Source organism: Bosea sp. NBC_00550 (assembly GCF_026020075.1).
Lineage (GTDB): Bacteria > Pseudomonadota > Alphaproteobacteria > Rhizobiales > Beijerinckiaceae > Allobosea.
The window spans coordinates 4,131,201-4,157,141 of record NZ_CP102772.1 but is presented as its reverse complement, the minus strand read 5'-3'; the positions used below and the strand labels follow the sequence as shown (position 1 = coordinate 4,157,141).

Annotated in this window: 26 protein-coding genes; 8 read left to right on the top strand and 18 right to left on the bottom strand. The window is 68.4% G+C overall.

Going from position 1 to position 25,941, the window contains the following annotated elements:
* The first annotated feature begins 3 nt into the window (after positions 1–3).
* Positions 4–822, top strand: coding sequence for an ATP-binding cassette domain-containing protein (locus tag NWE53_RS19995; protein WP_265051103.1), 819 nt, complete (start codon positions 4–6; stop codon positions 820–822).
* 108 nt (positions 823–930) lie between these two features.
* On the opposite strand, the gene NWE53_RS19990 is transcribed toward NWE53_RS19995, so the two are convergent.
* The 10 genes from NWE53_RS19990 to NWE53_RS19945 all read right to left on the bottom strand — a co-directional run bounded on the left by NWE53_RS19990 (position 931) and on the right by NWE53_RS19945 (position 11,524).
* A complete protein-coding gene (locus NWE53_RS19990) occupies positions 931–2,295 on the bottom strand; it encodes an esterase-like activity of phytase family protein (RefSeq protein WP_265051102.1) in 1,365 nt (454 codons plus the stop codon).
* 99 nt (positions 2,296–2,394) lie between these two features.
* A complete protein-coding gene (locus NWE53_RS19985) occupies positions 2,395–3,339 on the bottom strand; it encodes a 2-hydroxyacid dehydrogenase (RefSeq protein WP_265051101.1) in 945 nt (314 codons plus the stop codon).
* Positions 3,336–4,661 carry a thymidine phosphorylase gene (gene deoA / locus NWE53_RS19980; RefSeq protein ID WP_265051100.1) on the bottom strand — a complete coding sequence of 442 codons (1,326 nt, stop codon included), beginning with the start codon at positions 4,659–4,661 and terminating at the stop codon, positions 3,336–3,338. The genes NWE53_RS19985 and deoA overlap by 4 nt, the downstream gene beginning before the upstream one ends.
* Positions 4,662–5,420: a deoxyribose-phosphate aldolase gene (gene deoC / locus NWE53_RS19975; protein WP_265051099.1), complete on the bottom strand. Its 759-nt coding sequence runs from the start codon at positions 5,418–5,420 to the stop codon at positions 4,662–4,664. It lies immediately after the preceding gene.
* A 3-nt stretch (positions 5,421–5,423) separates the two neighbouring features.
* Positions 5,424–6,236, bottom strand: coding sequence for a purine-nucleoside phosphorylase (locus NWE53_RS19970; RefSeq protein WP_265051098.1), 813 nt, complete (start codon positions 6,234–6,236; stop codon positions 5,424–5,426).
* A gap of 39 nt (positions 6,237–6,275) precedes the next feature.
* Positions 6,276–6,686 (bottom strand): cytidine deaminase, encoded by a 411-nt coding sequence (locus NWE53_RS19965; protein WP_265051097.1) that lies wholly within the window; start codon positions 6,684–6,686, stop codon positions 6,276–6,278.
* Position 6,687: 1 nt separating this feature from the next.
* A complete protein-coding gene (locus NWE53_RS19960; RefSeq protein WP_265051096.1) occupies positions 6,688–7,662 on the bottom strand; it encodes an ABC transporter permease in 975 nt (324 codons plus the stop codon).
* Between the two features lie 208 nt (positions 7,663–7,870).
* Positions 7,871–8,971 (bottom strand): ABC transporter permease, encoded by a 1,101-nt coding sequence (locus tag NWE53_RS19955; RefSeq protein WP_265051095.1) that lies wholly within the window; start codon positions 8,969–8,971, stop codon positions 7,871–7,873.
* The gene (locus NWE53_RS19950; protein ID WP_265051094.1) at positions 8,968–10,491 is read right to left on the bottom strand and encodes an ABC transporter ATP-binding protein; all 1,524 of its coding nucleotides are present in this window, start codon (positions 10,489–10,491) and stop codon (positions 8,968–8,970) included. The genes NWE53_RS19955 and NWE53_RS19950 overlap by 4 nt, the downstream gene beginning before the upstream one ends.
* Before the next feature lie 31 nt (positions 10,492–10,522).
* On the bottom strand, positions 10,523–11,524 hold the full coding sequence (locus NWE53_RS19945) for a BMP family lipoprotein (protein WP_265051093.1): 1,002 nt from the start codon (positions 11,522–11,524) through the stop codon (positions 10,523–10,525).
* 167 nt (positions 11,525–11,691) lie between these two features.
* On the opposite strand from NWE53_RS19945, the gene NWE53_RS19940 reads away from it, so the two are divergent.
* Positions 11,692–12,474 (top strand): HesA/MoeB/ThiF family protein, encoded by a 783-nt coding sequence (locus NWE53_RS19940; protein WP_265051092.1) that lies wholly within the window; start codon positions 11,692–11,694, stop codon positions 12,472–12,474.
* 139 nt (positions 12,475–12,613) lie between these two features.
* On the opposite strand, the gene gshB is transcribed toward NWE53_RS19940, so the two are convergent.
* The 3 genes from gshB to rsmI all read right to left on the bottom strand — a co-directional run bounded on the left by gshB (position 12,614) and on the right by rsmI (position 14,923).
* On the bottom strand, positions 12,614–13,552 hold the full coding sequence (gene gshB / locus NWE53_RS19935) for a glutathione synthase (protein WP_265051091.1): 939 nt from the start codon (positions 13,550–13,552) through the stop codon (positions 12,614–12,616).
* Positions 13,553–13,622: 70 nt separating this feature from the next.
* Positions 13,623–14,018 carry a YraN family protein gene (locus tag NWE53_RS19930; protein WP_265051090.1) on the bottom strand — a complete coding sequence of 132 codons (396 nt, stop codon included), beginning with the start codon at positions 14,016–14,018 and terminating at the stop codon, positions 13,623–13,625.
* Positions 14,015–14,923: a 16S rRNA (cytidine(1402)-2'-O)-methyltransferase gene (gene rsmI / locus NWE53_RS19925; RefSeq protein WP_265051089.1), complete on the bottom strand. Its 909-nt coding sequence runs from the start codon at positions 14,921–14,923 to the stop codon at positions 14,015–14,017. The genes NWE53_RS19930 and rsmI overlap by 4 nt, the downstream gene beginning before the upstream one ends.
* A 184-nt stretch (positions 14,924–15,107) precedes the next feature.
* Between rsmI and NWE53_RS19920 the strand changes: the two genes are divergently transcribed.
* Complete coding sequence (locus NWE53_RS19920; RefSeq protein WP_265051088.1) at positions 15,108–16,313, top strand: penicillin-binding protein activator; 1,206 nt, start codon at positions 15,108–15,110, stop codon at positions 16,311–16,313.
* Positions 16,314–16,445: 132 nt separating this feature from the next.
* On the opposite strand, the gene NWE53_RS19915 is transcribed toward NWE53_RS19920, so the two are convergent.
* Together NWE53_RS19915 and NWE53_RS19910 are read right to left on the bottom strand one after the other, a co-directional pair.
* Positions 16,446–17,081: a thioredoxin family protein gene (locus NWE53_RS19915; protein WP_265051087.1), complete on the bottom strand. Its 636-nt coding sequence runs from the start codon at positions 17,079–17,081 to the stop codon at positions 16,446–16,448.
* Positions 17,082–17,110: 29 nt separating this feature from the next.
* A complete protein-coding gene (locus NWE53_RS19910; protein WP_265051086.1) occupies positions 17,111–19,279 on the bottom strand; it encodes a protein-disulfide reductase DsbD family protein in 2,169 nt (722 codons plus the stop codon).
* A gap of 188 nt (positions 19,280–19,467) precedes the next feature.
* On the opposite strand from NWE53_RS19910, the gene NWE53_RS19905 reads away from it, so the two are divergent.
* Positions 19,468–20,316 (top strand): SDR family NAD(P)-dependent oxidoreductase, encoded by an 849-nt coding sequence (locus NWE53_RS19905; RefSeq protein WP_265051085.1) that lies wholly within the window; start codon positions 19,468–19,470, stop codon positions 20,314–20,316.
* A 131-nt stretch (positions 20,317–20,447) separates the two neighbouring features.
* On the opposite strand, the gene NWE53_RS19900 is transcribed toward NWE53_RS19905, so the two are convergent.
* From NWE53_RS19900 to NWE53_RS19890, 3 genes are all read right to left on the bottom strand, one after another.
* Entirely contained in the window at positions 20,448–21,224 is a 777-nt protein-coding gene (locus tag NWE53_RS19900) for an ABC transporter ATP-binding protein (protein ID WP_265051084.1), read from the bottom strand.
* Positions 21,200–21,883 carry an ABC transporter permease gene (locus tag NWE53_RS19895; protein ID WP_442865045.1) on the bottom strand — a complete coding sequence of 228 codons (684 nt, stop codon included), beginning with the start codon at positions 21,881–21,883 and terminating at the stop codon, positions 21,200–21,202. The genes NWE53_RS19900 and NWE53_RS19895 overlap by 25 nt, the downstream gene beginning before the upstream one ends.
* Positions 21,884–21,956: 73 nt before the next feature.
* A complete protein-coding gene (locus NWE53_RS19890) occupies positions 21,957–22,982 on the bottom strand; it encodes an ABC transporter substrate-binding protein (protein WP_265051082.1) in 1,026 nt (341 codons plus the stop codon).
* A gap of 159 nt (positions 22,983–23,141) precedes the next feature.
* Here NWE53_RS19890 and NWE53_RS19885 point away from each other — a divergent pair, with 159 nt between their 5' ends.
* From NWE53_RS19885 to NWE53_RS19870, 4 genes are all read left to right on the top strand, one after another.
* Entirely contained in the window at positions 23,142–23,609 is a 468-nt protein-coding gene (locus NWE53_RS19885; RefSeq protein WP_265051081.1) for an Lrp/AsnC family transcriptional regulator, read from the top strand.
* Positions 23,610–23,702: 93 nt separating this feature from the next.
* Positions 23,703–24,980 (top strand): phosphopantothenoylcysteine decarboxylase domain-containing protein, encoded by a 1,278-nt coding sequence (locus tag NWE53_RS19880; protein ID WP_265051080.1) that lies wholly within the window; start codon positions 23,703–23,705, stop codon positions 24,978–24,980.
* 4 nt (positions 24,981–24,984) lie between these two features.
* Positions 24,985–25,458: a dUTP diphosphatase gene (dut, locus tag NWE53_RS19875; RefSeq protein ID WP_265051079.1), complete on the top strand. Its 474-nt coding sequence runs from the start codon at positions 24,985–24,987 to the stop codon at positions 25,456–25,458.
* Positions 25,455–25,907: an RrF2 family transcriptional regulator gene (locus NWE53_RS19870; RefSeq protein ID WP_265051078.1), complete on the top strand. Its 453-nt coding sequence runs from the start codon at positions 25,455–25,457 to the stop codon at positions 25,905–25,907. The genes dut and NWE53_RS19870 overlap by 4 nt, the downstream gene beginning before the upstream one ends.
* Positions 25,908–25,941 lie beyond the last annotated feature (34 nt).

The following is a 25,941-nucleotide window of genomic DNA, read 5'->3' as shown; positions in this document are numbered from 1 at the left end:
CCGATGAGCATCGCGGAACCGACTGATCTCGCCGAGACCCATCCCGGCCAGGGCACGCCACTGATCGAGATGCACGACATCTCGATCGCCTTCGGCGGCATCAAGGCGGTGGATGGTGCCAGCGTCGACCTGATGCCGGGCGAGGTCGTCGGCCTGCTCGGCCATAACGGCGCGGGCAAGTCGACGCTGATCAAGATCCTGTCCGGCGCCTACCGGGCGGATTCCGGCACGATCCGGGTCGATGGCGAGGAGGTCTCGCTGTCGAGCCCGCGCGACGCCAAGCGCCACGGCATCGAGACGATCTACCAGACGCTCGCGCTCGCCGACAATGTCGATGCCGCCGCCAACATCTTCCTCGGCCGCGAGCTTCTGACCGGCTGGGGCACGCTCGACGACGCGACGATGGAGTCGGAGACCCGCAAGGTGATGGGCCGGCTCAACCCGCATTTCCGGCGCTTCAAGGAGCCGGTGAAGGCGCTCTCCGGCGGGCAGCGCCAGTCGGTCGCGATCGCCCGCGCCATCTATTTCAATGCCCGCGTGCTGATCATGGACGAGCCCACGGCCGCACTGGGGCCAGCCGAGACGAAGCAGGTTGCCGAGCTGATCCTGCAGCTCAAGAAGCAGGGCATCGGCATCTTCCTGATCAGCCACGACCTGCACGATGTCTTCGACCTCGCCGACCGCGTCACGGTGATGAAGAACGGCAAGGTGGTCGGCACCGCGCGCACCGGCGACGTCACCCAGGACGAGGTGCTGGGCATGATCATCTCGGGCAAATGCCCGCCGGCCGCGGTGAAAGGGCCGGGGGCTTTGCGGGGGTAGAAGGGCGCGGGGAACCGTCATGCTCGGGCTCGACCCGAGCATCTCCTGCAAGAGATTCTCGGGTCTGCGCGTCGCTCCGCCCGAGAATGACGGCCCTCTGCTACCGACTCACTTCGCGTCGAGCAGCTCCTTCACCGACAGCAGCACGAGTTCGTTGTCATCAGCCTTCTTCGGATCGCGCGAGGAGGAGAAGGGCAGGTTGTTGTCGTTGCCGACGACGATGATGCCGTCCGCGCGATCGACGACGTCGACGTTCTCGATGGTGAAGAAGGGGAAGGGCAGCACGCCGTCGATGGCGCCCTGCTTCGCCTTCTTGTCGGGATCGGCGATCTTCATCAGGTCGATATAGCCGACCTTGCGCACCGACTTGCCGACATTGGCGTCGGTCATCTCGATCTTCACGATGCGCTTGAACTTGGCGAGGTCGTGGAAGCAGTCCGGGCCCTTCTGGCCGGCGGCACAGGCCTTGTCGGCGGTGCCTTCGCCGTTGTCGCGCTCGATGATCAGCGCCGTAGTCGCGTCGATCATGTTGAAGTCGCCGATGGCGTTGACCTTGTCCTCAAGCGGGAAGAACCAGGAGCGGCCGGTCCACTTCTCGTTGGCGACGTCGAATTCCAGGATGCGCAGCGCGTCCTTGCCGTCGACCTGCTCATTGGCCTTGGTCTCGGCGTTCCAGAGCGGGCCTTCCAGCAGCGGGTAGAGGAAGCGGCCATCCGGCGACTGCGCCATGCCCTCGAAGCCCTTCGAGCGGCGGGCATTGAAGGCGACGGGCAGCGGAGCATCGGGGGCGCCCGGCGTCGTCACGGCGTAATGATCGGGCGAGCGCACCGGCTTGCCGTCGGCAAACGTCTCGAACACGGCCTCGACCTTGCCGTTGGCGTCGACGCGGATGAGGTAGGGCCCGAACTCCTCACCGATCCAGTACTTGCCGCCGATGGGCTGGATCGATTCCGGATCGAAATCGGCGCCGGTCAGGTAGCGCTTATCCGTGCCCTCATGGACGATGCGGAACGGCACCTTCTTGTCGGGATCGTGCAGGAAGGTCGTCGCGAGGCGCTCGATCTTGCCGCCGGCGAAATCGGCCTTCAGCCGATGGAAGAACAGCGCGGCGTCGGGCGAGTTCGCCTTGGTGCCGAAGCCGTTGTCGGTCAGCACGAGGAACTCGCCATTGCCGAGCGAGCGGATGCCGGAGAAGCCCTGTACGGGCTGGCCGGCGAAGGGGGTGGAAAGGCCGGTCGGACGCCCGCCCGAGGTTCCTACCACGGTGCCGAGCGCTTCGACGCGCTTGCCCGGCGTGACGAACTTGCCGGAAACCTTGAGATCGGCCGGGGCATCGGTGGGAGCTGGGATGATGGTGTTCGCCGGCAGCAGGGCGTGGCCGACGAGCTTCGCCGAGAACTCCTTCTGGGTTTCCTGGGCCCCGGCGAGCATGGTCGAGGACAGCAGCAGTGCGGCGATGAGTGACAGGCGCATGGACAGCTCCGGGGAAGGACGAAGCATTTCGCTTCGCCCGCCCGGATTGCGACACGACGACAGCCCTGCGACCGTTCCGTGACGGTCGCGCCGGCTCCTTCAGTAGCCGCGCGCCGGATCGACCACGTGCTGGAGCGGCTCACCTGCTTCCAGCCGCCTGATCTGCGCCGCGATCAGCGAAGCGATCGCTTCCGGCTCCGACATCGCCGCGTTATGCGGCGTGATCGTCACGTTCGGCTGGGCCCAGAGCGGGGATTCGACCGGCAAGGGCTCGGTCTCGAAGACGTCGAGCGTCGCGCCCTTCAATGCCCCGGTTTCGAGCGCGGCGAGGATATCGGCTTCCACTTGCAGGCCACCGCGACCGGCATTGATCACGAACGGGCCGCCGAGGCGGCCATCCCGCGCGAGCCCGGCGATCAGCTCGGCATTGATGATCCCACGCGTGTCGGGCGTGAGCGGCACGAGGCAGACGAGGATGTCGGTGCGCGCGAGAAAGGCCTTCATGCCGTCCTCGCCGGAAAAGGTCGGCAGGCCGTCGATCGTCTTGGGCGAGCGGCTCCAGCCGGCGACGTCGAAGCCGACAGCCTGCAATTTGCGGGCGGCGTCCTGTCCGAGTTCCCCCAGACCCATGATGCCGACGCGCACCGAGCGGGCGGCCGGCTGATTGCGGTCGTCCTCCCAGAGCTTCTGCTGCTGCTGGCTGATGTAGCGATGCTGCTGGCGCAGATACATCAGGCAATGCAGCACGACATATTCGCTCATCCGCGTGGTCAGGTCGGGATCGACGACGCGGGCGATCGGCACCGGCGGCAGCTTGTCGTCGGCGAAGAGGAAATCCACGCCGGCGCCGAGCGAGAAGATCGCGCCGAGATTGGGCAGGCCGGTCAGGCTGCCGGCCGGGTGCTTCCAGCTCGCGACATAATGCACGGCGCGGCGGTCGAAGGGCTCGCCGAGGACCACGACCGGCATGTCAGGCAGAAGCGCCTGGAACCGCGCACGCCAGTCCTCGACATGCCAGCTCGTCATGGCCAGAAGCAAACTCATGCCGAAAACCTCTCCGTGATCCGTTCCGCGACCAGGGCGCCGCGCGCCGCACCCTCTCCGATCCGATAGGCCTTGCGCAAGCGCGCGCTTGCCGCGGCGAAGCCTGCCTCGTCGCGGGCGTGGACGATGCCGAGTGGGCGGTCCGGGCCCGTATTGTCGCCGATCCCGGCCAGCTCGACGATGCCGACGGCATGGTCGATCGGGTCCTGCGGGCGAACGCGGCCGCCGCCGAGCGCGACGACCGCAAGCCCGACTGCGCGGGTGTCGATCGACGCGACCGTGCCGGCGCTCTCGGCGAAGACCGGCTTTGCGATCGGCGCGGCTGCCAGATGCTTCTCCGGCGCTTCCAGCAGATCGGCCGGCCCGCCGAGCGCCACGACCATCCGGGCGAAGCGTTCGGCGGCAGCACCCGAGGCGAAAGCGCCCTCGATCCGCGCGCGGGCGGCGTCGAGATCGGCGGCGAGGCCGCCGAGCAGCAGCATCTCGGCGCCGAGCGCGACCGTGACCTCGTGGAAACGTGGCTCGCGCCGGCGCCCGGTGAGGTGATCGAGCGCATAGGCCACCTCGAGCGCGTTGCCAGCGGCCGAGGCGAGCGGCTCGTCCATATCGGTCAGAAGCGCGTTCGTGGGCAGGCCGGAATCGTTGGCGACGCTGACCAGGGCCTGCGCCAGGGCCTGCGCCTTGGCGTAGTCCGGCAGGAAGGCGCCGGAGCCGAATTTCACATCCATGGCGAGGCCGTGGAGGCCGGCAGCGAGCTTCTTCGACAGGATCGAGGACACCAGCAGCGGAATGGTCTCCACCGTCGCGGTCACGTCGCGAATGGCATAGAGCCGCTTGTCGGCCGGGGCGAGATCGGCGGTCTGACCGATGATGGCGCAGCCCGCCTCGCGCACCACCTTGCGGAACAGCGCCACGCCCGGCTGCGTCACATAGCCCGGCACGGCATCGAGCTTGTCGAGCGTGCCGCCGGTATGGCCGAGGCCGCGCCCCGAGATCATCGGCACATAGCCGCCGCACGCAGCCACCGCCGCAGCGAGCGGCAGGCTCACGGTGTCGCCGACGCCGCCGGTCGAGTGCTTGTCGAGCGCCGGGCCGGGCAGGTCGTCCCAGCGCAGCACCGTGCCGGAATCGCGCATGGAGAGTGTGAGCGCGACGCGCTCCTTCTCATTCATGCCGTTGAAATAGACCGCCATGGCGAAGGCGGCAGCCTGCCCTTCGCTGACCGAGCCGTCGGTCAGCCCGGCGATGATCTGGCGGATATCGGCATCGGGCAGCTCCTCGCCGTCGCGCTTGGCGGCGATGATTTCCTGGGTCAGGCGCATTCAGTAGCTCCCACGCGGCGTGTCGGACGCCGTGCCCCCGATCGCATCGAGGAGCGCGGTGTAAAGACCGCTGGCGCCGAAGCGGAACGTCCCGGGCGTCACCCAATCAGGACCCATCATCGCATCGGCGAGGTCGAGATAGCTCTTCGCATCGGCCAGCGTGCGGATGCCGCCGGACGGCTTGAGCCCGATTGGGCGCCCTGCCGCGGCGATGACGCCGAGCATCAAGCGCGCGGCCGGGATGCTGGCCGAGCGCGGCGTCTTGCCGGTCGAGGTCTTGATGAAATCGGCACCTGCGGCGATGGCGAGCTCGGACGCCTCCCTCACCTTGTCGAGATCGGGGTATTCCCCGGTTTCGAGGATGACCTTCAGCAGCTTGCCCTCGCAGCGCATGCTGATGTTGCGGATCATGGCGCCGGCCGCCGTGGCCTGCCCGGCCAATACGGCGCGCCAGGGCAGGACCAGATCGATTTCGTCGGCACCGGCTTCCAGCGCCGCTTCGGTCTCGCGGATCACGGGTGCGATCGGCGTGTCGCCATCGGGGAAATTCACCACGGTCGCGATACGGACGGTGCTGCTGCCCAGCGCTTCACGCGCCGTCGCCACGAAGCGCGGCCAGAGGCAGACCGCCGCCACCGGCACCGGGCCCGAGACGGCGCGACGGCAGAGATCGCGGGCGCCCTGCTCGGTGGCATCGTCGGCGAGATCGGTCAGATCGAGCAGCGCAAGCGCGCGCCTGGCGAGAGCGGCTTCCGACATGGCCTAGAGCTCCGAAAGAAAGGCGCGCAGCAGGCGCCGCAGCGAGCGCGAGGCCATGGCGGCGACATCGCGCGTCTCAGTGTGATGCGGAGCGCCGCCGTGAAGGCCCGCGCCCATATTGGTGACGATGGAAAGCGCCGCGACCCGGATATCGTGACGCCGCGCCAGGATCACCTCTGGCACGGTCGACATGCCGACGAGGTCCGCGCCCAGGGTCTTGGCCATGCGGATCTCGGCCGGCGTCTCGAAGCTGGGGCCTGAGAACCACATATAGATGCCCTCGTCGAGCGGCACGGCCGCATTCGCCGCCGCCCGCTTCAGGCGCCCGCGCAGCAGCGGGTCATAGGCATCGACCATCGGCACGAAGCGGCCATCGCCCCTGTCGCCGACCAGCGGATTGGGGCCGTTGAGGTTGATATGATCGGTGATGAGCGCGAGGCTGCCGGGGCGCATCTCGGGCGACAGCGAGCCCGCGGCATTGGTCAGGATCAGCGGCGGCGAGCCGAAAGCGGTGAGCAGGCCAAGCGGCACGCGCATCACGGCGGGATCGCCGCCCTCGTAATAATGCGCACGGCCCTGATAGATCAGCACCTTGCGGCCGAAGAGCGTACCGTAGCAGAGCTGGCGGGCATGGCCGGACACCGCGCCCTGCGGAAAGCCGGGAATGTCGGCATAGGGAATGCAGACCCCGTCCTGCACGTCCTCGACGACAGAGCCGAGCCCGGTGCCGAGCACCAGCGCACATTCGATCGGCCCATCGACGCCCTTGTCGATCAATGCTGACGCCGCCGCGTCGAAAGCCGGATCGGCCGCCATCAGATCGTCTCCCCTGGCCGCCAGAGCGGCCGTCGCAAATCACCGCGGCAAATTGGCCGGTCCGAAGGAGGCTGGCAACAGCTCCGCCAGGGTGAAACGCGCACGGATGCCCTCGGGTCCGGCGATCGCCACGGGCGTCTCGGGCATGGCGAATTCGCGGATGCGCTGGCGGCAGGCGCCGCAGGGCGTGACGAGCTCCGGGCCCTCCCCGAATATGACGATGGCGCGGATCGCCCGGCCGCCGGCCGCGATCATCGCGGCGATGGCCCCGGCCTCGGCGCAGGTGCCCACGGGATAGGCGGCATTCTCGACATTGCAGCCGGCATGGACCGAACCGTCATCGGCCAGGAGCGCAGCGCCGACCTTGAAGCGGGAATAGGGCGCGTAAGCACGCGGCTGCACGGCGGCGGCCGCGGCGAAGAGGACATCGAAATCGGGTTCGGCCGGCAACTCAGCGTTCCTTGACATAAGGCAGGCCCGAGGCCTTGGGCGGCGTCGACTTGCCGATGAAGCCGGCGAGCAGGACGATGGTCATGACATAGGGCAAGGCCTGGATCGCTTCCACCGGAACCAGCCCGATGCCCGGCAAGCTCACGCCCTGGAGACGGATCGCGATGGCATCGAGCAGGCCGAAGAGCAGGCAGGCGCCGAGCGCCGGCCAAGGCCGCCAATTCGCGAAGATCACGGCGGCCAACGCGATGAAGCCGCGCCCGGCCGTCATATGCGGCAGGAAGCCGGCCGATTGCGCAACGGCGAGATAGGTGCCGCCAATGCCGCAGAGCAGGCCGCAGATCGCGACGGCGCCATAGCGCAGCCGCGCGACCGAGATGCCGGCCGTATCGACCGCCGCCGGATTCTCGCCGACGGCGCGGATCCGCAGGCCGAAGCGCGTGCGCTTCAGGACAAGGGCCGTGACGAGTACGCAGAGGAAGGCGAGATAGGCCGGTGCGGCATGGCCGGAGATGAATTCGTCATAGAACAGGCCGAGGACCGGGACGTGCTCGCGCGCCCAACCGGCGAAGGGCAAGGTCAGCTCGCCGAAGCGGGCCGGGCCTTCGAGCGAGGGCGTGCGCCCGCCCTGCCCGAACCAGGCGTTGCCGAGGACCACGGTGAGGCCCGCCGCCAGCATGTTGATGGCGACGCCGGAAACGATCTGGTTGCCGCGCCAGGTGATAGCGGCGAAACCATGAACCAGCGCGAGTGCCAGCGCCGCGAGAATGCCGGCGCCCAGCCCGATCCAGGCCGAGCCCGTGACGAAGGCCGCGACCGCCGAGGCGAAGGCGGCGACCAGCATCTTGCCCTCGAGGCCGATATCGACGACGCCTGCGCGCTCCGACCACAGCCCCGCCATCGCCGCGCAGATCAACGGAATCGACAGGCGGATCGTCGAATCGATGATGACGGCGAGCGTCTGGATTGGGTCCATCAGGCGGCTCCCAACGTGACGCGAGGAACCTCTCCCGTCATTCCGGGGCGACCTGCAGGGTCTAGCCCGGAACCCATGACCACAGGACTGGATCGCCGAGGCGAAGCGGCGTCTCCGAAGCTCCTTTCGGGGAATTTCGGCGGATATGGGTTCCGGGCTCTTCGCTGCGCGAAGCCCCGGAATGACGCGGAGGATCCGAGCCCGATCATCAGCCTTCCTGCCCCGACCGCAATGCGCCCGCGACCAGCCGGCGAAAAAGCCCGTCCAGCGCGCCGGCGAAGAGGATGAGCACGCCGCCGATCACCACCACCATGTCCCGGGTGATGGTCGGCTTGTCGAAGGAGAGCTCGGCGCCGCCCTGGTAGAGTACGCCGAAGAGCAGCGCGGCGAGCCCCACGCCGACCGGGTGGCCGCGGCCCATCAGGGCGACGGCGATGCCGACGAAGCCGTAGCCGGCGGTGAAGTCCAGAACGAGCCGGTGCTGCACCCCGAGCGCCTCGTTGACCGCAAGGCCGCCGGCGAGCGCGCCCGAGATCGCCATCGCGATCATCGTCACGGCGGCCGGCGAGATTCCGGCATAGGCGGCGGCGCGCGGATTGGCACCGACCGTGCGGATGGCGTAGCCGAGCCGGGTGCGCCAGATCAGCAGCCAGACGGCGAAGAGCGCCATCAGCGCCAGCAGGAAGGCGCTGTTGAGCGGGGTCGCCGGCAGCTTCAGGCCGAACGGCGCGAGAAGCTGATGCATCGGCGTCAGCACGGCCTGGGCAGGAAAATCCACCGTCTCCGGCTGCATCGAGCCGGGCTTGCCGATGATTTCGCGCAGCAGGTAGACGATCAGCGTCGCGGCGACGAAGTTCAGCATGATCGTGGTGATGACGACATGGCTGCCGCGCCTGGCCTGGAGCCAACCGGGGATGAAGGCCCAGAACGCCCCGCCCGCCGCCGCGCCCAGGATCGCCAGCGGAACGGCGAGGAAGCCCGGCGCCCAGGACAGGCCGAGGCAGGTGATGGCCATGGCGATGCCCGCCGCCGTCGCCTGCCCCTCGCCGCCGATGTTGAACAGGCCGGCATGGAAGGCGACGGCGACGGCCAGGCCCGTGAAGATGAAATTCGTCGCGTAGTAGAGCGTGAAGCCGATGCCCTCGGCGCTGCCGAGCGCGCCGCGCAGCAGGAGCGCCGTGGCTTCCAGCGGATTCTCGCCGATGCCGACGACGACAAGCCCGGCGACGAGCAATGCGGCCGCGACCGAAACCAGCGGCACCAGCGCGACATCGGCCCAGCGCGGCAATTCGACCGGGGCGGCGCTCATGCGGCCTCGTCCGTCACGCCGGCCATCAGCAGGCCGAGATCGCGCTCGTCGGCGGCTTCGGCGGCGCGCTCGCCGGTGATCCGGCCGCCGCACATGGCGATGATCCGGTCGGAAAGCGCCATCACCTCTTCCAGCTCGACGGAGACGAGCAAAATGGCGACGCCGGCATCGCGCAATTCGATCAGCCGGCGATGGATGAACTCGATCGCGCCGATGTCGACGCCGCGCGTCGGCTGGCCAACCAGAAGCACCTTCGGGCGCCGCTCGATCTCGCGGGCGAGCACGATCTTCTGCTGGTTGCCGCCGGAGAACTTCGCGGTCCTCAAGGCGGGATCGGGCGGGCGCACGTCGTAAGCGGCAAAGGCCTCGCGCGCATGGGCCTCGATCCTGGCCGGCGACAGCAGCGGGCCTGCCCCGAAGGCAGGATCGTGCTGATAGCCGAGGATCGCGTTCTCGGCCGCCGAGAAGGCAGTGACGAGCCCGCTGCGATGCCGATCCTCGGGGATGTGCATCAGGCCGAGTTCACGCAGCTTCGCGGGCTGCCGGTCGGCGGCAGCGAGGATCCGACCATCGAACCGGACGACCCCACGATTCGGCTGGACCAACCCGGCGAGCACCTCCAGCAATTCGCTCTGGCCATTGCCGGCGACGCCGGCGATCCCGACGATCTCGCCTTCATGCAGGGTCAGGCTGACATCGCGCAGGGTTTCGGTGCCGCGCGCATCCTGGCAGGAGAGGCCGACGGCCTCCAGAACCGGCGCGCCGCGCTGGCGCGGCGGCTTCTCGACGCGCAGCAGCACGCGCCGGCCGACCATCGCCTCGGCCAGCGCCGGCGGCGAGGTCTCGTCCGTGCGGACATGCGCGACCATCTCGCCGCGTCGCATCACCGAGACGGTGTCGGTGACGTCCATGATCTCGCGCAGCTTGTGGGTGATCAGGATCACGGTCTTGCCCTGCGCCTTGAGCGCGCGCAGCAGGGCGAAGAGCTGGTCAGCCTCGGGCGGGGTCAGAACCGCCGTCGGCTCGTCGAGGATCAGGATGTCGGCGCCACGATAAAGCGCCTTCAGGATTTCGACGCGCTGCTGCAGCCCGACCGAGAGTTCGCCGACGATGGCGTTGGTATCGATAGCGAGGCCGTAATCCTGCGAGAGTTTGGCGAGAGCGGTGCGGGCCTTCCCGAGACCGCCCTTGAGGAAGGCGCCGCCCTCGGCACCGAGGACGATGTTCTCGACCACGCTCAGCGTCTCCACCAGCATGAAGTGCTGGTGGACCATGCCGATGCCGGACGCGATCGCGTCGGCCGAGGAACGGATGCGCCGGGGTTCGCCGGCGATCCTGATCTCGCCGGCATCGGCTTCATAGAAGCCGTAGAGGATCGACATCAGCGTCGACTTGCCGGCGCCGTTCTCGCCGACGATGCCGTGGATCGAGCCCGCGGCGACCGAAAGCGACACATCCCTGTTCGCCGCGACGGAGCCGAAGCGCTTGGAAATGCCGACCAGTTCGATCGCGGGCGGCAAGGGCGCCGGGTTCAATGCGGAAGCCCGCGCCTCACATCGTGCATTTCTGGTCGGACATGTAGTCGTGGACCTTCACGGTGCCGGCGATGATGTCAGCCTTGGCCTTGTCGGCCGTCGCCTTCATCTCCGGCGAGATCAGGCTCTTGTTGCTGTCGTCCAGTGCCCAGTCGATACCCTCCTCCTTGAGTCCGAGCACCGAGAGGCCCGGCTTCCAGGAGCCGTCGCGGGCGGCCTTGAAGGAGTTGTAGGCGGCGACGTCGACGCGCTTCAGCATCGAAGTCAGCACCTTGCCGGGATGGAGCGCATTCTGGTTGGAGTCGACGCCGATACCGAGCTTGCCGGCATCCGCGACGGCCCGGAGCACGCCGATGCCCGTGCCGCCGGCGGCGTGATAGACGACATCCGCGCCGCGATCGATCTGCGACTTGGCGAGCTCGCCGCCCTTGACCGGGTCGTTCCAGGCCGCCGGCGTCGAGCCCGTCATGTTCTGGAAGATCTCGGCATCGGCCTTGCCCGCCTTGACGCCCTGGACATAGCCGCAGGCGAATTTGCGGATGAGCGGGATGTCCATGCCGCCGACGAAGCCGACCTTGCCGGTCTTCGACGCCATCGCGGCGAGCAGCCCGACGAGATAGGAGCCCTCATGCTCCTTGAAGACGACGGACTGCACGTTCGGCAGATCGACCACCATGTCGATGATGGTGAACTTCAGGTCCGGGAACTCGGCCGCGACCTTCTGCAGGGCGGTCGCCTGCGAGAAACCGACGGCGATGATCGGCGAATGGCCATCGCGCGCGAAGCGGCGCAACGCCTGCTCGATCTGGGCGTCGTTGGTCGGCTCGAAATCGCGGAACTCGACGCCGGTCTCCTTCTTGAACTTGTCCGCGCCGATGAAGACGCCCTCATTGAAGGATTTGTCGAACTTGCCGCCCTTGTCATAGACGACGGCAGGCTTGATCGGCTGCTGTGCCAGCGCCGCCACAGCCGAAAGCGCAACGCCGGCCAGCGCCGCCGCAAAAGAACCAACACGCATCGAACCGATCCCCTGTCATAGCCGGGTGCCGTTATCCGGCCCTCGATGAGGATACGATGGCATGGCTCGGCGGCGTGGCCAAGCTCCCGGAAGGTCATGCGCTTTGCCAAACGCCTCAGCCATCATGGCGATTGCCGAGGAGCCGCCATCGGCCTTACGCTCCCGCCATGATGCTGAACGATGACGAGATCGAGCGCTATGCCCGCCATATCGTCCTGCCGGAGATCGGCGGGCCGGGCCAGCAGCGGCTGAAGAATGCCCGCGTGCTCGTCGTCGGTGCCGGCGGGCTCGGCGCGCCGCTGATCCAGTATCTGGCGGCGGCCGGCGTCGGGAAGATCGGCATCGTCGACGACGATATCGTCTCGCTCTCGAACCTGCAGCGCCAGACGATCTTCACCACGGAGGACGTCGGCGCCCATAAGGCGGTGGTCGCGGCCCGCTTCGTGCGCAACCTCAACCCGCATGTCGTGGTCGAGGAGCACGTCACGCGGCTCGATCCGCACAATGCCCGCGCGCTGATCGCCTTCTACGACGTGGTGGCTGAGGGTTCCGACAATTTCGAGACGCGCTATGCCGTTTCCGATGCCTGCTTCCATGAGCACAAGCCGCTCGTCATGGGAGCGCTCGGGCGCTTCGACGGCTCGCTGACCACGGTGCGCGCCCATGAAACCGGGCCGGACGGGCGCCCGAACCCGACCTGGCGCTGCCTTTTCCCGGAAGCGCCGCCGCCCGGCGCGATCCCGACCTGCGCCGAGGCCGGGGTGCTCGGCGCGCTGCCGGGCGTGATCGGCTCGCTGATGGCGCTCGAGGTCGTGCGCGCCGTCACCGGCTTCGGCGAGCCGCTCGTCGGCAAGCTGCTCCTGCTCGATTCGCTGACGATGCGCTTCGAGACGCTGCGCTATGGCTGGGACGAGGCGAACCCGCTGAACGGCAGCGGCAAGGCGGCCTGATTCTTCGGAAACCCTCCCCGTCATCCCGGGCGACCGAAGGGAGACCTGGTATCCATCGTAGGGCGAGGCGCTCCAGGATGGATCCCGGATCGACGCCGCTACGCGGCTTGTCCGGGATGACGGCGCGGTGTTGGAAACCTCAGCGCTTGCTCTCGATCACATCGAAAAGCTGCGCCGCCAGATCCGGGCCGCCGAGCTTCTTGATCGCGCGCACGCCGGTCGGCGCGGTGACGTTGATCTCGGTCAGCTTGCCGTGGATCACGTCGATGCCGACGAGCAGCAGGCCGCGCTCGCGCAGCGTCGGGCCGATCGCCTCGCAGATCGCGAGCTCCTGCTTCGACAGGTCGGTCGGGCGGGCCGCGCCGCCGCGCACCATGTTGGCGCGGAGATCGCCGACGGCTGGCACGCGGTTGACCGCGCCTGCCGCCTTGCCGTCGATCAGGATGATGCGCTTGTCGCCTTCCGAGACCTCCTTGATGAAGCCCTGCACCACCCAGGGCTCGCGGAAGAGGTTGCTGAACAGATCGAAGAGCGAGCCGAAATTCGGATCGCCCTTGCCGGTCTTGAAGACGGTCGCGCCGCCATGGCCGTAGAGCGGCTTCATGACGATCTCGCCGTGCTCGTCACGGAAGGCCTCGATCTCGGCCTTGTCGCGGGTGATCAGCGTCGGCGGCATCAGTTCGGGGAAATGGGTGACGAGGATCTTCTCAGGCGCATTGCGCACCGAGGTCGGGTCGTTGACCACCAGCGTCTTGGGGTGGATGCGCTCCAGCATATGCGTCGTGGTGACATAGGCCATGTCGAAGGGCGGGTCCTGCCGCAGCAGCACGACATCGAGCGTCGAGAGGTCGACCTTCTCCTCGGTTCCGGCCGTGAAATGGTCGCCCTCGACGTCGCGCACCGTGACCGGGCGCATCGGCGCGGTGACCTTGCCGTCGCGCATCGAGAGCTTGTCGGGCGTGTAGGTGAAGAGCGTGTGGTCGCGCGCCTGCGCTTCCAGCATGAGGGCGAAGCCGGTGTCACCGGCGACCCGGAGGCGTTCGATCGGGTCCATCTGGATGGCGACGTTCAGGCTCATGACAGGCTTCCTGTTGCAGCCGGCTCTTATCGGGCCGCGGGCGGGGTTCCCGCAAGTGGGTGGCCTTGCGTCACAGGACAAGCGCGAAAGCGGCGGGCACATGGCGCGGCCGGCGCCAGGGCGCCAGAAAGACCGCATCGGCGCGCAGATGATGCCCGCTCGCCCAGGCATTCCGTGAGAGCCAGTGCCGGATCCGGCGCTCGACGAGACGTTGCTTCTCCGGCGTGATCGCGAGCATCGCCATGTCGAGATCAGCGCGCGCCTTGACCTCGACGAAGGCGACGGTGCGACCGCGTTTCATCACGAGGTCGATCTCGCCGCCCTTGCCGCCGAAACGGCGTTCCAGCAAGCGATAGCCCTTCAGCGTCAACCAGAGGATGGCGAGCCACTCGGCGCGGCGGCCGGTGAGACCGGAGCGTTTTGCCTTGCGGCTGCGCCTGCCCGGATCGGCCGCCGCCCCGCTCACGGATCGCTGCGGGTGAGTTCGAGGGCGCGGGCATAGACCTTGCGCCGCGGCTGGCCGGTTTCCGCGGCGACCTGCGCGACGGCCTCCTTCAGCGAGACCTTGGTCAGCGCCACCCGCAGCCGCTCATCGATCACATCGTCGGTCGGGACGAGTTCGGTGGCGCCGGGCGGGCCGATGATCACGACGATCTCGCCACGCGCCTCCTCCTCGCCATCGTAATGGGCGGCGAGCTCGGGAAGGGTGCCGCGCCTGACCGTCTCGTAGAACTTGGTGAGTTCGCGCGCGACGGCGCCCGGCCGCGCGCCCAGCACGGCGGCAGCGTCAGTCAGCATCTCGGCGAGGCGGCGGGGCGATTCGAAGAAGACCAGCGTGCCGGGAATGGCGGCGAGTTCGGTCAGCCGCGTGCGACGTCCTCCCGATTTCGGCGGGAGGAAACCCTCGAAGAAGAAGCGATCGGTCGGCAGCCCCGCCAGCACCAGCGCCGCCAGCACGGCGGACGGGCCGGGAATGCCGGTGACCGGCAGGCCCTCGGTGACGAGTTCGGCGACGAGCTTGTAGCCGGGGTCCGACACGAGCGGCGTGCCGGCATCCGAGATCAAGGCGAGCTTGCCGCCCTCGCGCAGCTTCGCCAGCACCCTCGGGCGCATCTGCGCGGCATTGTGCTCGTGATAGGGCAGGAGCGGCGTCGAGATGCCGTAATGCGCCAGCAGCGTCTTCGAGGTGCGGGTGTCCTCGGCCAGGATCGCATCGGCGGCGGCGAGCGTCGCGAGAGCCCGGAACGAGATGTCGCGGAGGTTGCCGATGGGGGTCGCGACGATGTGCAGGCCCGGCGCCAGCGGCTCTGCCTCGGCCCTCAGGCCGAAAGCGGTATAGCTGGGAGGGCGGGCGGCGGCATCGTTAGACATGGCGCCACGCTGCCACAGCGGCGGCAGCCGCGCCATGGCACAGCGTCACGCTGCGTGTGCAACCCATAGTTAACAACTTGAAAATAGGATTCCGCACTGGCACGAGTCCATCGGGGGCAAAGTTTCCGCTGGAACTCATCGACGGGCGCGCGTTTGCCGACCCGGCCACGACTGGAGATCGCCCGTGTTGCACCATCGGCACTTCGCACCGGTCCTGCGGTTCAAGGCGCGGGCGCTTGCGGTTTTCCTGCCGCTCGCGCTGGCCGCCTGCAGCGGCGGCACCTCCGGCCTGCCCGGCTTCGATTCGGGGACGCCCGCCCCAGGCGCGGCACCGACCGGGCAGACCATCGGCAACGGCAAGGTCAAGGTCGGGCTCATCCTGCCGCTGACGGCGGAAGGGCAGGGTGCCGTCGTCGGCAACTCGCTGAAGAACGCCGCCGAGATGTCGCTGGCGGAGTTCCCGAACGCCGACCTCACGCTGCTGGTCAAGGACGATCGCGGCACACCGGAAGGCGCCCGCGCCGCCGCGCAGGAGGCCGTGTCGGAAGGGGCCGAGCTGATCATCGGCCCGCTCTTCGCGCCTTCGGTGCAGGCCGCCGGACAGGTCGCGCGCGGCGCCAACCGGCCGGTGATCGCCTTCTCCAGCGATTCAAACGTCGCCTCGCGCGGCATCTACCTGCTCTCCTTCCCGCCGGAGAACGACGTCAACCGCGTCATCGGCTATGCCAGCCAGCAGGGCCGGAAGTCGTTCGCGGCGCTCGTGCCCGATACCGCCTACGGCAAGGTGGTCGAGGCCGCCTTCCAGCAGGCCGTCGCCAGCCGCGGCGCCCGCGTCGCCGCAATCGAGCGCTTCGGCTCCGATCCGGCCTCGATGCGCGCCGTGGTCCAGCGCCTGATGCCGTCGCTGCAGCAGGCGGATGCGCTGTTCGTTCCGGCCGCCGCCGACACGATGCCGGCGCTCGGCCAAGCCCTGCAGGAGGCCGGCTACAACCCGGCCAAGGTCAAGCCGCTCGGCACCGGTGTCTGGAACGATGCCGGCATCGCTCGCGTCCCGGCGATCCAGGGCGGCTGGTTCGCCTCGCCCGACACCGCCGGCTTCAATGCCTTCGCCGGCCGCTACCAGCAGCGCTTCAACAGCGCGCCGACCCGCACCGCGACGCTCGCCTATGACGCGGTCTCGCTGGCTGCGGCGCTGGCGCGCACGCAGGGCTCGCAGCGCTTCTCGGAAGCCGTGCTGACCAATGCCTCCGGTTTCGCTGGCGCCGATGGCGTCTTCCGCTTCCGCCCGGACGGGCAGGTCGAGCGTGGGCTCGCGGTGCTCGAACTGCGCAACGGACAGATCGTCACGATCAACGCCGCGCCGCGCGATCTCGGCCCGCGCTCGCAATAGGCGGCCGACAGGACACCGTCATTCTCGGGCGAAGCGGAGCGCAGACCCGAGAATCTCCGGCAGGAAGAGACTCGGGAGCCTCTCTCGGTGTGAGATGCTCGGGTCGAGCCCGAGCATGACGGCAATGAGCGATCAGCTCAGCGGCGCGTATTTCACCACGCAGCCATAGGCCTTGGTGCTGGCCTCCGAGACCGGCTTGCCGGCCTTCAGCTCGGCGACGGCCTGGCGGACATAGCTCTTCGCGCCGGTGAGGCTCGAAGCGGAGGAAGAGGGCTTGTCGTCGATCGCGCCCATATAGGCGAGCGTGCCCTTGGGATCGATGATGTACATGTGCGGCGTGGTCTGGGCGCCATAGGCGCGCGCCACTTGGCTCTTCGGATCGAGCAGGACGCTGGCGGGAGCGGCGTTACGCTGGGCCGTCAGCTCCCTGGCCTTGGCGGCTTCGACATAACCCTGCTCGCCGACAGGCGAGGAGATGACGGAGAGCCAGACGATGCCGTCCTTCGCCATGTCCTTCTGCAGCGTCTGCATCGTCGCGCTGTTGTAGTGCTTCCGGACATAGGGGCAGTCGTGGTTGGTCCATTCGAGGATCACGGTCTTGCCCGCGAACTCCGAGAGGTTGCGGGTCTTGCCCTCGGCATCCACCGCCTGGAAGGCGGGGGCGGGTGCGCCGACCTTGGCTGCGCCCTGCGCGAAGGCGACGGCCGGCATGGCCAGGCCGGCAACGGCGAGGCCGGCGATGAAAGTCTGTCTGGTCAGGCTTTTCATGTCTGTCTCCCTGGTTGAACGATAAAAGGTCACGGCGTCGCCGCCGCGGTCTTCGCATCCCGGCCCGCCGCGCGCTGGGCGGCCGCGATCACGGTGTCCGACGTCAGGAGCTGCGGCAGAACCTCCGCCTGCGCGTCCTTGCGGGCCGGATAGAACAGATAGAGCGGCACGCCGGCCCGGCCCTGCTCGGCGAGCGCCTTGGCGATCCGCGCATCGCGATTGGTCCAGTCCGCCTTCAGATAGACGACGCCGAACTTGGCGAAGGTATCCTTCACCTCCTGGCGCGAGAGCGCAACGCGTTCGTTCGCGAGGCAGGTGATGCACCAGGCCGCCGTGAAGTTGACGAAGACGGGCTTGCCCTGCGCCTGCAACGCCGCGACACGCTCCGGCGACCAGGCCTCGATATCGCCGGCGCGGGCTTCCGTCGTGGCGGCCGGCACGGCGTTCTGCAGCGTGAACCAGCCGGCGCCGAGCACGACCAGCGCCGCGAGCACTGAGCCGAAGACGCGGCGGGGCAGGCCGCCGCGGGTGACGCCGATGAGCCAGACGACGAAGCCCGCCGCCAGCACCGCGACCAGCGCCGCCAGCACGCCCTGCGGGCCGGTCTGCACCGAGGCGACCCAGATCAGCCAGATCGCGGTCGCGAACATCGGGAAGGCGAAAGCCTGCTTCAGGACGAGCATCCAGCGCCCCGGCTTCGGCAACAGCCTGAGCAGTCCGGGCGCGAAGGAGAGCGCCAGCACCGGCAGGGCGAAGCCGAACGCCAGCGCCATGAAGACGGAGAGCGCGACTGCCGGCGCTTGCGTCACCGCATAGCCCATCGCCGCGCCCATGAAGGGCGCCGTGCAGGGCGTCGCGACGACGACCGCCAGAACCCCGGTCATGAAGGCGCCGAAGCGGCCGCCGCTGCTGGCGAGGCCATCGCCGAGGCCCGCGACCGAGCCGCCGATCTCGAAGGCGCCGAGCAGGTTAAGGCCGATCAGCACCATCACCACGGCGAGCGCGATGACGAGCGGCGGCGACTGGAGCTGGAAGCCCCAGCCGATGCTGCTGCCGAGCGCACCCAGAGCGATCACGGTGCCGGCGAGCGCCATGAAGGTCAGCAGCACGCCGCAGAGGAAGAGCAGCCCCTGCTCGCGCACGGCGCTGCGGCTGGCATGGGCGAGCTGGGCGAAGCCGAGCGCCTTGATGAACAGCACCGGCAGCACGCAAGGCATCAGGTTCAGGATCAAGCCGCCGGCAAAGGCGAAGGCGAGCGCCGCCAGGAGGGTCAGGTCCGCACCCTCGGCGGGCGGCGGTATGCGCACCACGGCCGGGTGCGCCTCTGCCGTGCCGGCTCCGGCCGCCGTGACCAGCGCCGGGTCGGCATCGGCGGCGAGTGTGACCGCCCTGGCCTCACCGTTCTCGCGGAAGGTCAGCACGCCGGTCACCTCCGGCTGCTGCAGCTTGAAGGCACCGGAGCGGACCAGCGTCAGCACGGGTTTCTCGCCGGTGGCGAGAGGCTGATCGGCCGCATGCTCGATCAAGGTATCGGAAATGGGGAAGAAGCGCAGATCGCTCATGCCCGCCGGCAGGCCCGGCAGCTCCAACGTGAGCTTCTCGGCCTCGCCGCGGAGCTTGCCGCGGAACGAAGCCGGCTTCGGCAGGGCTGACCGTGCGGCGTCGATCCGGGCCTGCGCCGGCTCATCGACCACGCTCGCCGGGCCGATGGGTAGATCGAGCGTGAAGGACCCTTCCTCGGGGATGCAGATCTTCTCGCAGACCAGCCAGGTTGCCTCGGCTTTCAGCGTGAAATTGTCGCCGGGCTTCGCATCTGCCGGCACGGTGACCTCCACCGGCAGCAGCACGGTGCCTTCGAAGCCGAAATTGACCAGCGGTTCGACCCGGATCGCGCTCGGAGCCGGCCACTGGATGTCGCCCGCCTTGGCACCGGCGGGCAATTCCCATTCGATCCGGGTCGGCTCGCCGGAATCGCCGGGGTTGAGCCAATAGGTGTGCCAGTGCGGCGCGAGCTTCTGCACCAGCGCCACCTGGAAGCGCTCGCCCGGCGCGACCGTGTCGCGGCTCGACAGCAAGGTCGCGGTCACGCGCGGCGATGTGACCGGGCTCGATTCCGCCGCATGGCCCATGGCGGGAACCAGCAGAGCGAGACCGAGCAGCGCGTCGCGCAGAAACCGGTTCATCGAATGGCGCGGCATGATCCTGTGGCGATCCTTCAAAATATCCGTATCCCTGCCGCAAACGGCGGCGTCATGCCAATGACAAGGCAGTGAGGCAGCTTCGGGACCCTGCCCGCACCGCGAGCCTGCGTCAGCGCGCCATGATGTCGCCGCGCCCTGTGCCTTAGCTCCGCGCTCCCTTGTCCGAATCGCGAAACGTGAAGCCCATGACCAGCCATCCCGCTCTCGCCGCCTCGCATGTCGCCGTCATCACCGGCGGCGCCTCCGGGATCGGCTTCGCCGCTGCCCGCGCCTTCGCCGAGCGGGGCCTGAAGGTCGCGATCGCCGACAGGGACGCCGATGCGCTGAAGGCGGCCGGGCAGGTGCTGGCGACGCTGATCGGCGACGACAACGTCCTCGCCCTGCAGACGGATGTCTCCCGCCGGGACGAGATCGCGCATCTGCACGACGAGGTCATCGCCCGCTTCGGCAAGGTGCATGTGCTGATGAACAATGCCGGCATGCAGGTGAGCAGCACGATCTTCGGGCCGCTGGAGAACTGGGAGCGTACGCTCGCCATCAATCTCGGCGGCATCGTCGCTGGCACGCAGATCTTCGGCCCCGGCATGATCGCCCATGGCGAACCGGCTGTGATCATCAACACCGGTTCGAAGCAGGGCATCACCACCCCGCCCGGCAATCCCGCCTATAACGTCTCGAAAGCGGGAGTGAAGGCCTTCACGGAGGCGTTGCAGCACGAGCTGCGCAGCACGGAGGGCTGCAAGGTCGGTGCCCATCTGTTGATCCCCGGCTTCGTCTTCACCCCGCTCACGGCGCGCGGACGCGTCGAGAAGCCCGACGGCGCCTGGACGCCCGAACAGACGGTCGACTTCATGCTGGAGCGGATCGAGGCCGGGGACTTCTACATCCTCTGCCCGGATGGCGAGACAAACCGCACCCTCGACGAGAAGCGGATGGCCTGGGCGATGGGCGACATCATCGAGAACCGCCCGCCGCTTTCGCGCTGGCACAAGGATTACGGCGAGGCGTTCAAGGTGTTTCTGGCGGAGGGCTGACGGCAGCAGCCCGCATTGGCCGTCATGCTCGGGCTCGACCCGAGCATCTCAGGACAGAAGGGCGCCCCTTCCTGCAAGAGATTCTCGGGTCTACGCTCCGCTCCGCCCGAGAATGACGGCTGCGGCACGTCTCAGATCGCGGCACCGTCCGCGACGATGTCGGCGCCGAGGCCCTGGCGGACGGCCCGGACGATCTCCGCTTCCGCCGCTGCGCCGCGCTTGCGGGGGCGGGCCGCATCGATGCGGTGCTCGGCGATGATCTGGCCGGGCGCGCCCGAGAGGATCACGACCCGGTCGGCGAGATAGGCGGCCTCGTCGATGTCATGGGTGACGAAGAGCACGGTCTTGCCGGTGCGCTGCCAGACGCGGATGAGCTCGTCCTGCAGGTTCTCCCGGGTCAGCGCGTCCAGCGCCGAGAACGGCTCGTCCATCAGCAGGATCTCCGGCTCGACCGCGAGTGCGCGGGCGAGCGAGACGCGCTGGCGCTGCCCGCCCGAAAGCTGATGCGGCCAACGCTGGGCGAGCGGGCTCAGGCCGACGAGATCGAGCATCTCACCCGCCTTCGCGAGGCGCTCCCCGCGCGAGGTGCGCCCCTCCAGACCGAAGCCGACATTGGAGACGACCTTGCGCCAGGGCAGCAGGCGCGAATCCTGGAAGACCAGCGCGACCGGGCGGCGCGTCTCGTCCTTCGCGTTGATGACGACCTCGCCGCCGCTCGGCTTCGCCAGGCCGGCGATGACGCGCAGCAGCGTCGACTTGCCGACGCCGGAGGGGCCGACGATGGCGAGGAACTCGCCGCGCCCGACCGAGAGATCGAGCTTGCAAAGCACCTCGGTCTGTTCGCCGTCGCGGGTGAAGGTCAGGGACAGGCCCTTGATCTCGATCACGCTTTCCAACGCAGCACCCATTTCTGGAAGGCGACGAAGCCGGTGTCGAGCAGGCCGTAGAGCGCCGCCATCGTCAGCATGTAGATGACGACGATATCGGTCGCGAGCAGGCTCGAGGCCTGCATCATGCGCTGGCCGACACCGGCGACGCCGAAGATCTCGGCCGCGACCACCGCCATCCAGGCCTGGCCGAGCGCGGTGCGGAAGCCGACGAGGATGCCGGGCATCGCCGCCGGCAGCAGGATCTTGAACAGGCGCTGCCAGGGGGAGCGGAAGCCGAAGGCGTCGGCGACCTCGACGAGATCGCGATCGACGCCGCGGATCGCGCCCTGCGCGGCGAAGAAGACGATCCAGAACACGCCGATGGCGATGATGAAGACCGCCGCGCCCGGCGTGACGCCGAACCAGATGATGGCGAAGGGCACCCAGGCGAGGCCGGGAATCGGTCTGAGCACCCGCACGACCCAGGCCGTCGCCTCCTCGGCGATGCGGGACATGCCGATGAGCACGCCGAGTGCGGTGCCCAGCCCTGCCCCGACGAAGAGGCCGACGAAATAGTGCCAGAGCGAACCCAGTATGGCCGAGAGCCAGGCGCCGGAGGAAACCTCGCGCATGAAGGCCTTCGGCAGCGCGCTCGGCGGCGGCAGGAAGGCCGGGTTCACCAGCCCGAAGTAAGGCATCGCCTCCCAGAACAGCAGGAAGGCGACGAGGCCCAGAAGGGCAAGGGCCGGAGCCCGTAGACTACTCACAATGTCAGCCGCCCGATTTGATCGCGCGCTCGTAATACTGCGTCTCGAACAGCCCGTCGAACGGTAGTTCCTTCTCCAGCGAGCCGAGCTTGACCTGGTAGGCCTGCATGGCGCGCGACGGCTCGATGATCTTGCGGGGGTCGATCTCGAACTGGCTCGCAGGCGAGACCAGTGCCTTCTGGATCAGCTCAGGCTCGACGATGCCCTTACCGAGCGCCGCCGCGACATGGGGCGCCGCCTTGGAGGGATCCGCCTTGATCAGCGCGGCGGCCTTGACCAGGCCGTTGACGAGGTTCTGCACCGCCTGCGGATTCTTGGTGGCGAAGGCGCCGGAGACGGCGACGACCGTGCCGGGCTGGCCGGGGAAGACCTCCTCGCCACCGGCGACCAGCTTGATCTGCGGATTGCGGGTCTGGATGATCGTCAGGGCCGGCTCGCGCACGCTGCCGCCGTCGACGGCGTTGGCCAGGATCGCCTGCTGCGTCGCATCGATGCCCATCGGCACGATCTCGACATCGGCCTTGTCGACCTTGGCGACCTCCCACAGCCAATACTGCAGCGTCGTGTTCGGCACCGAGCCGGCCGGCTGGGTCGCGAGGCGGGCGGCCTTGCCGTTGGCGGCGCGGAAGGCCTTGAAGGCGGCAGCGGCGCTGGTGCCTGCCGTGAAGAATTTCGTCAGCGACGGCGCGCTGACGACGACGTTCTCGCCGACCGCGGTCGAGGCGACGACGCGGATGTCGACGCCGCGCGAGCGGGCGACCGCAAGCGGGGCGACGCCGGCGACATAGACGTCGATCGTGCCGGAAGCCAGCGCCTGGATCATGTTCGGGCCGGATTCGAAGACGGTCAGCGCCACGTCGAGGCCGCCCTGCTTCAGCCAGCCCTCGCCATTGGCGACGAAGAACGGCGCCGTGCCGACGATCGGGATGTAGCCGACGCGGGCGGTGGCGCTCTGCGCATGGGCCGGACCGGCAAGGGACGCGGCTGCCGCGAAGCTAGCACCGGCGAGGAGAAACTGGCGGCGATCCATCGTTCAAATCCTTGTCGCAGACAGGGCCGACGAAGCCCCATTGACAGATTGAGAAAAGGATTTTCTATCTGAATGCAATAGATCGGCATCAAAAAGATAATTCATCTATTTTGATCCGATTTCAGAGCATGAATTTCTTCCGAAAGCGAGCTTGAGAGAATGGACGCCATCGACCGAAAGATTCTCACTGTCCTGCAGGCCGATGCGAATATTTCCATCGCCGAGCTGGCCGACCGTGTCGGGCTCTCGCAGACACCGTGCTGGAAGCGGATCCAGAAGCTCGAGCAGGCCGGCGTGATCCTGAAGCGCGTCGCGCTGGTGGCGCCGGAGAAGATCGGGCTCGGGCTCACCGTCTTCGTCCAGATCGAGACGGCCGATCATTCCGGCCCCTGGCTGGAGAAGTTCGCGCAGATGGTCGCGGCGATGCCGGAGGTGATGGAATTCTACCGCATGGCCGGGGATGTCGACTACATGCTGCGCGTCGTCGTCGCCGACATGGCCGCCTACGACTCGTTCTACAAGAAGCTGATCGAGACGATCCCGCTCAAGAACGTCACCTCGCGCTTCGCCATGGAGCGGATCAAGGCGACGACGGCCTACAAGGTACCCGACCTGCCGCGCGATTGAGGACGACGGACGATTGCGTGGCGCATGACAGCGCCGCGCCGTCGATGCTAGGAAGCGGTCAGTCCGACGCCTGACCTCGTCCGAGGAGCCGCCTTGTCCGCTTCCCGCTCCGTTCTCCTGATCATCGGCGGCGGCATCGCCGCCTACAAGGTGCTCGAAGTCATCCGCCGGCTGAAGGATCGCGGCATCGCCTCGCGCTGCATCCTGACCAGGGCGGGCGAACAGTTCGTCACGCCGCTCACCGTCTCGTCGCTGGCAGGCGAACGCTGCTTCACCGATCTGTTCTCGCTGACCGACGAGGCCGATATCGGCCATATCGCGCTGTCGCGCTCGACCGATCTCATCGTCGTGGCGCCGGCCACCGCCGACCTGATCGCCAAGATGGCGAACGGCCTCGCCGACGATCTCGCCTCGACCGCCCTGCTCGCCACCGACAAGCGCATCCTGATCGCGCCCGCGATGAACCCGCGCATGTGGCAGCACCCGGCGACGCGGCGGAACATGGCGCAGCTCGAAAAGGACGGCGTCCTCGTCATCGGCCCCAATAGCGGTGCCATGGCGGAACGTGGCGAGAGCGGGCCCGGCCGCATGGCCGAGCCGCCCGAACTTCTGGCCGCGATCGAGGCGGCGCTGGCCGGCGAGAAGCCGGCTGCACAGCGCGCCATCGGCTTTCTCGGCCGGCTGCCGGGCGGCGAGGTCACGGCGACGGGCGCGCTGGCCGGCCGGCATGTGCTGATCACCTCGGGGCCGACGCATGAGGCGATCGATCCCGTCCGCTATATCGCCAACCGCTCGTCGGGGAAGCAGGGCCACGCGATCGCTGCCGCCGCCGCCGCTGCCGGGGCGCGGGTGACGCTCGTCAGCGGGCCGGTGAACCTGCCCGATCCCCCGGGCGTCGAGACCGTCCATGTCGAATCGGCGCGGCAGATGCTGGCCGCCGTCGAGGCGGCGCTGCCGGCGGATATCGCGATCTTCGCCGCCGCCGTCGCCGACTGGCGCGTGGCTGACGAGGCGCCGGAGAAGATGAAGAAGGACGGCCTGGCCCTTCCGCCGCTCGCCCTCGTCGAGAATCCCGATATTCTCGCCACCGTCGCGCATCGCAGCAGCGGACGCCCGCCGCTGGTCGTCGGCTTCGCCGCCGAGACGCAGAACGTCATCGACTACGCCACCGCCAAGCTGAAGAAGAAGGGCTGCGACCTGATCGTCGCCAATGATGTCGGCGGCACGGGGGTGATGGGCGGCGACGCCAATACCGTCCATCTCGTGACGGCGACGGGCGTCGAGACCTGGCCTACCCTGCCGAAGGATGAGGTCGCGAGCCGGTTGATCGCCCATATCGCCGGGCTGGCCTCGGCCGGACGGACGGGCTGAGCCGATGGTCACGGTCGCGTTGCAACGGCTTCCGCATGGCGCCGATCTGCCCCTGCCCGCCTATGAAACCGCCGGCGCGGCCGGCCTCGACCTGCGCGCCGCCATCGGCGAGTCCCTCACCCTCGCGCCCGGCGCGAGGGCCTTGGTGCCGACCGGCCTCGCCATGCAGTTGCCCGAGGGCTTCGAGGCGCAGGTGCGGCCGCGCTCAGGTCTCGCGGTGAAGCACGGCGTCACCGTGCTGAACGCGCCCGGCACCATCGACAGCGACTATCGCGGCGAGGTCAAGGTGCCGCTGATCAATCTCGGGCAGGAACCCTTCGCGATCGCGCGCGGCGACCGGATCGCCCAGATGGTGATCGCGCCCGTCACTCGCGCAACGCTGGTCGTGGTTTCCGCGCTTGATCAAACCGAGCGCGGCGCGGGCGGCTTCGGCTCGACCGGGGTTGCCGGCAACGCTCGGATGGAGAAGCGGCCATGATGCTGCTGTCCCGCCGCAGCCTGCTCGCCATCGCCGCCGTGGTCGACATCGCGCTGCATGCCCGGCCCCAGCCGGTCGCAGCGAAGCTGCTGGCGGCCCGGCATGCGTTGCCGCCGCGTCATCTCGAAACGCTCTTGCAGACGCTGGTCCGCGTCGGCATCCTGAAGGGGGTGCGCGGCCCGCGCGGCGGCTATGAGCTGGCCCGCGAGCGCCGCAAGATCACCGCGGGGGACATTGCCCGCGCCGCGATGCAGGAGGCGGGCGAGGACGGGCTCGGCCCGCTGCCCCAGTCGCGGCTGGTCGACGAGGTCGTCGGACCCGAGGTCGAGGCCGCATCGACCGCCTTTCTGACGATGCTGGACAACGTCACTGTCGAGGAGCTGTGCCGACGGGCACAGGCGAAGGCCGTCTTCGGAAAAGCCGGTCCGGGCGCTGATTTCACGATATAGAATGTAATTTATTTCTTTAATCGACACTCTCTGT

What these genes read in the sequence shown, in the direction of transcription:
- NWE53_RS19995 (WP_265051103.1), top strand. Translation starts at nt 4, where the DNA reads ATGAGCATCGCGGAACCGACTGATCTCGCCGAGACCCATCCCGGCCAG.
- NWE53_RS19990 (WP_265051102.1), bottom strand. Translation starts at nt 2,295, where the DNA reads ATGCGCCTGTCACTCATCGCCGCACTGCTGCTGTCCTCGACCATGCTC.
- NWE53_RS19985 (WP_265051101.1), bottom strand. Translation starts at nt 3,339, where the DNA reads ATGAGTTTGCTTCTGGCCATGACGAGCTGGCATGTCGAGGACTGGCGT.
- deoA (WP_265051100.1), bottom strand. Translation starts at nt 4,661, where the DNA reads ATGCGCCTGACCCAGGAAATCATCGCCGCCAAGCGCGACGGCGAGGAG.
- deoC (WP_265051099.1), bottom strand. Translation starts at nt 5,420, where the DNA reads ATGTCGGAAGCCGCTCTCGCCAGGCGCGCGCTTGCGCTGCTCGATCTG.
- NWE53_RS19970 (WP_265051098.1), bottom strand. Translation starts at nt 6,236, where the DNA reads ATGGCGGCCGATCCGGCTTTCGACGCGGCGGCGTCAGCATTGATCGAC.
- NWE53_RS19960 (WP_265051096.1), bottom strand. Translation starts at nt 7,662, where the DNA reads ATGGACCCAATCCAGACGCTCGCCGTCATCATCGATTCGACGATCCGC.
- NWE53_RS19955 (WP_265051095.1), bottom strand. Translation starts at nt 8,971, where the DNA reads ATGAGCGCCGCCCCGGTCGAATTGCCGCGCTGGGCCGATGTCGCGCTG.
- NWE53_RS19945 (WP_265051093.1), bottom strand. Translation starts at nt 11,524, where the DNA reads ATGCGTGTTGGTTCTTTTGCGGCGGCGCTGGCCGGCGTTGCGCTTTCG.
- NWE53_RS19940 (WP_265051092.1), top strand. Translation starts at nt 11,692, where the DNA reads ATGATGCTGAACGATGACGAGATCGAGCGCTATGCCCGCCATATCGTC.
- gshB (WP_265051091.1), bottom strand. Translation starts at nt 13,552, where the DNA reads ATGAGCCTGAACGTCGCCATCCAGATGGACCCGATCGAACGCCTCCGG.
- rsmI (WP_265051089.1), bottom strand. Translation starts at nt 14,923, where the DNA reads ATGTCTAACGATGCCGCCGCCCGCCCTCCCAGCTATACCGCTTTCGGC.
- NWE53_RS19915 (WP_265051087.1), bottom strand. Translation starts at nt 17,081, where the DNA reads ATGAAAAGCCTGACCAGACAGACTTTCATCGCCGGCCTCGCCGTTGCC.
- NWE53_RS19910 (WP_265051086.1), bottom strand. Translation starts at nt 19,279, where the DNA reads ATGCCGCGCCATTCGATGAACCGGTTTCTGCGCGACGCGCTGCTCGGT.
- NWE53_RS19905 (WP_265051085.1), top strand. Translation starts at nt 19,468, where the DNA reads ATGACCAGCCATCCCGCTCTCGCCGCCTCGCATGTCGCCGTCATCACC.
- NWE53_RS19900 (WP_265051084.1), bottom strand. Translation starts at nt 21,224, where the DNA reads ATGGGTGCTGCGTTGGAAAGCGTGATCGAGATCAAGGGCCTGTCCCTG.
- NWE53_RS19895 (WP_442865045.1), bottom strand. Translation starts at nt 21,883, where the DNA reads ATGCCTTACTTCGGGCTGGTGAACCCGGCCTTCCTGCCGCCGCCGAGC.
- NWE53_RS19890 (WP_265051082.1), bottom strand. Translation starts at nt 22,982, where the DNA reads ATGGATCGCCGCCAGTTTCTCCTCGCCGGTGCTAGCTTCGCGGCAGCC.
- NWE53_RS19885 (WP_265051081.1), top strand. Translation starts at nt 23,142, where the DNA reads ATGGACGCCATCGACCGAAAGATTCTCACTGTCCTGCAGGCCGATGCG.
- dut (WP_265051079.1), top strand. Translation starts at nt 24,985, where the DNA reads ATGGTCACGGTCGCGTTGCAACGGCTTCCGCATGGCGCCGATCTGCCC.
- NWE53_RS19870 (WP_265051078.1), top strand. Translation starts at nt 25,455, where the DNA reads ATGATGCTGCTGTCCCGCCGCAGCCTGCTCGCCATCGCCGCCGTGGTC.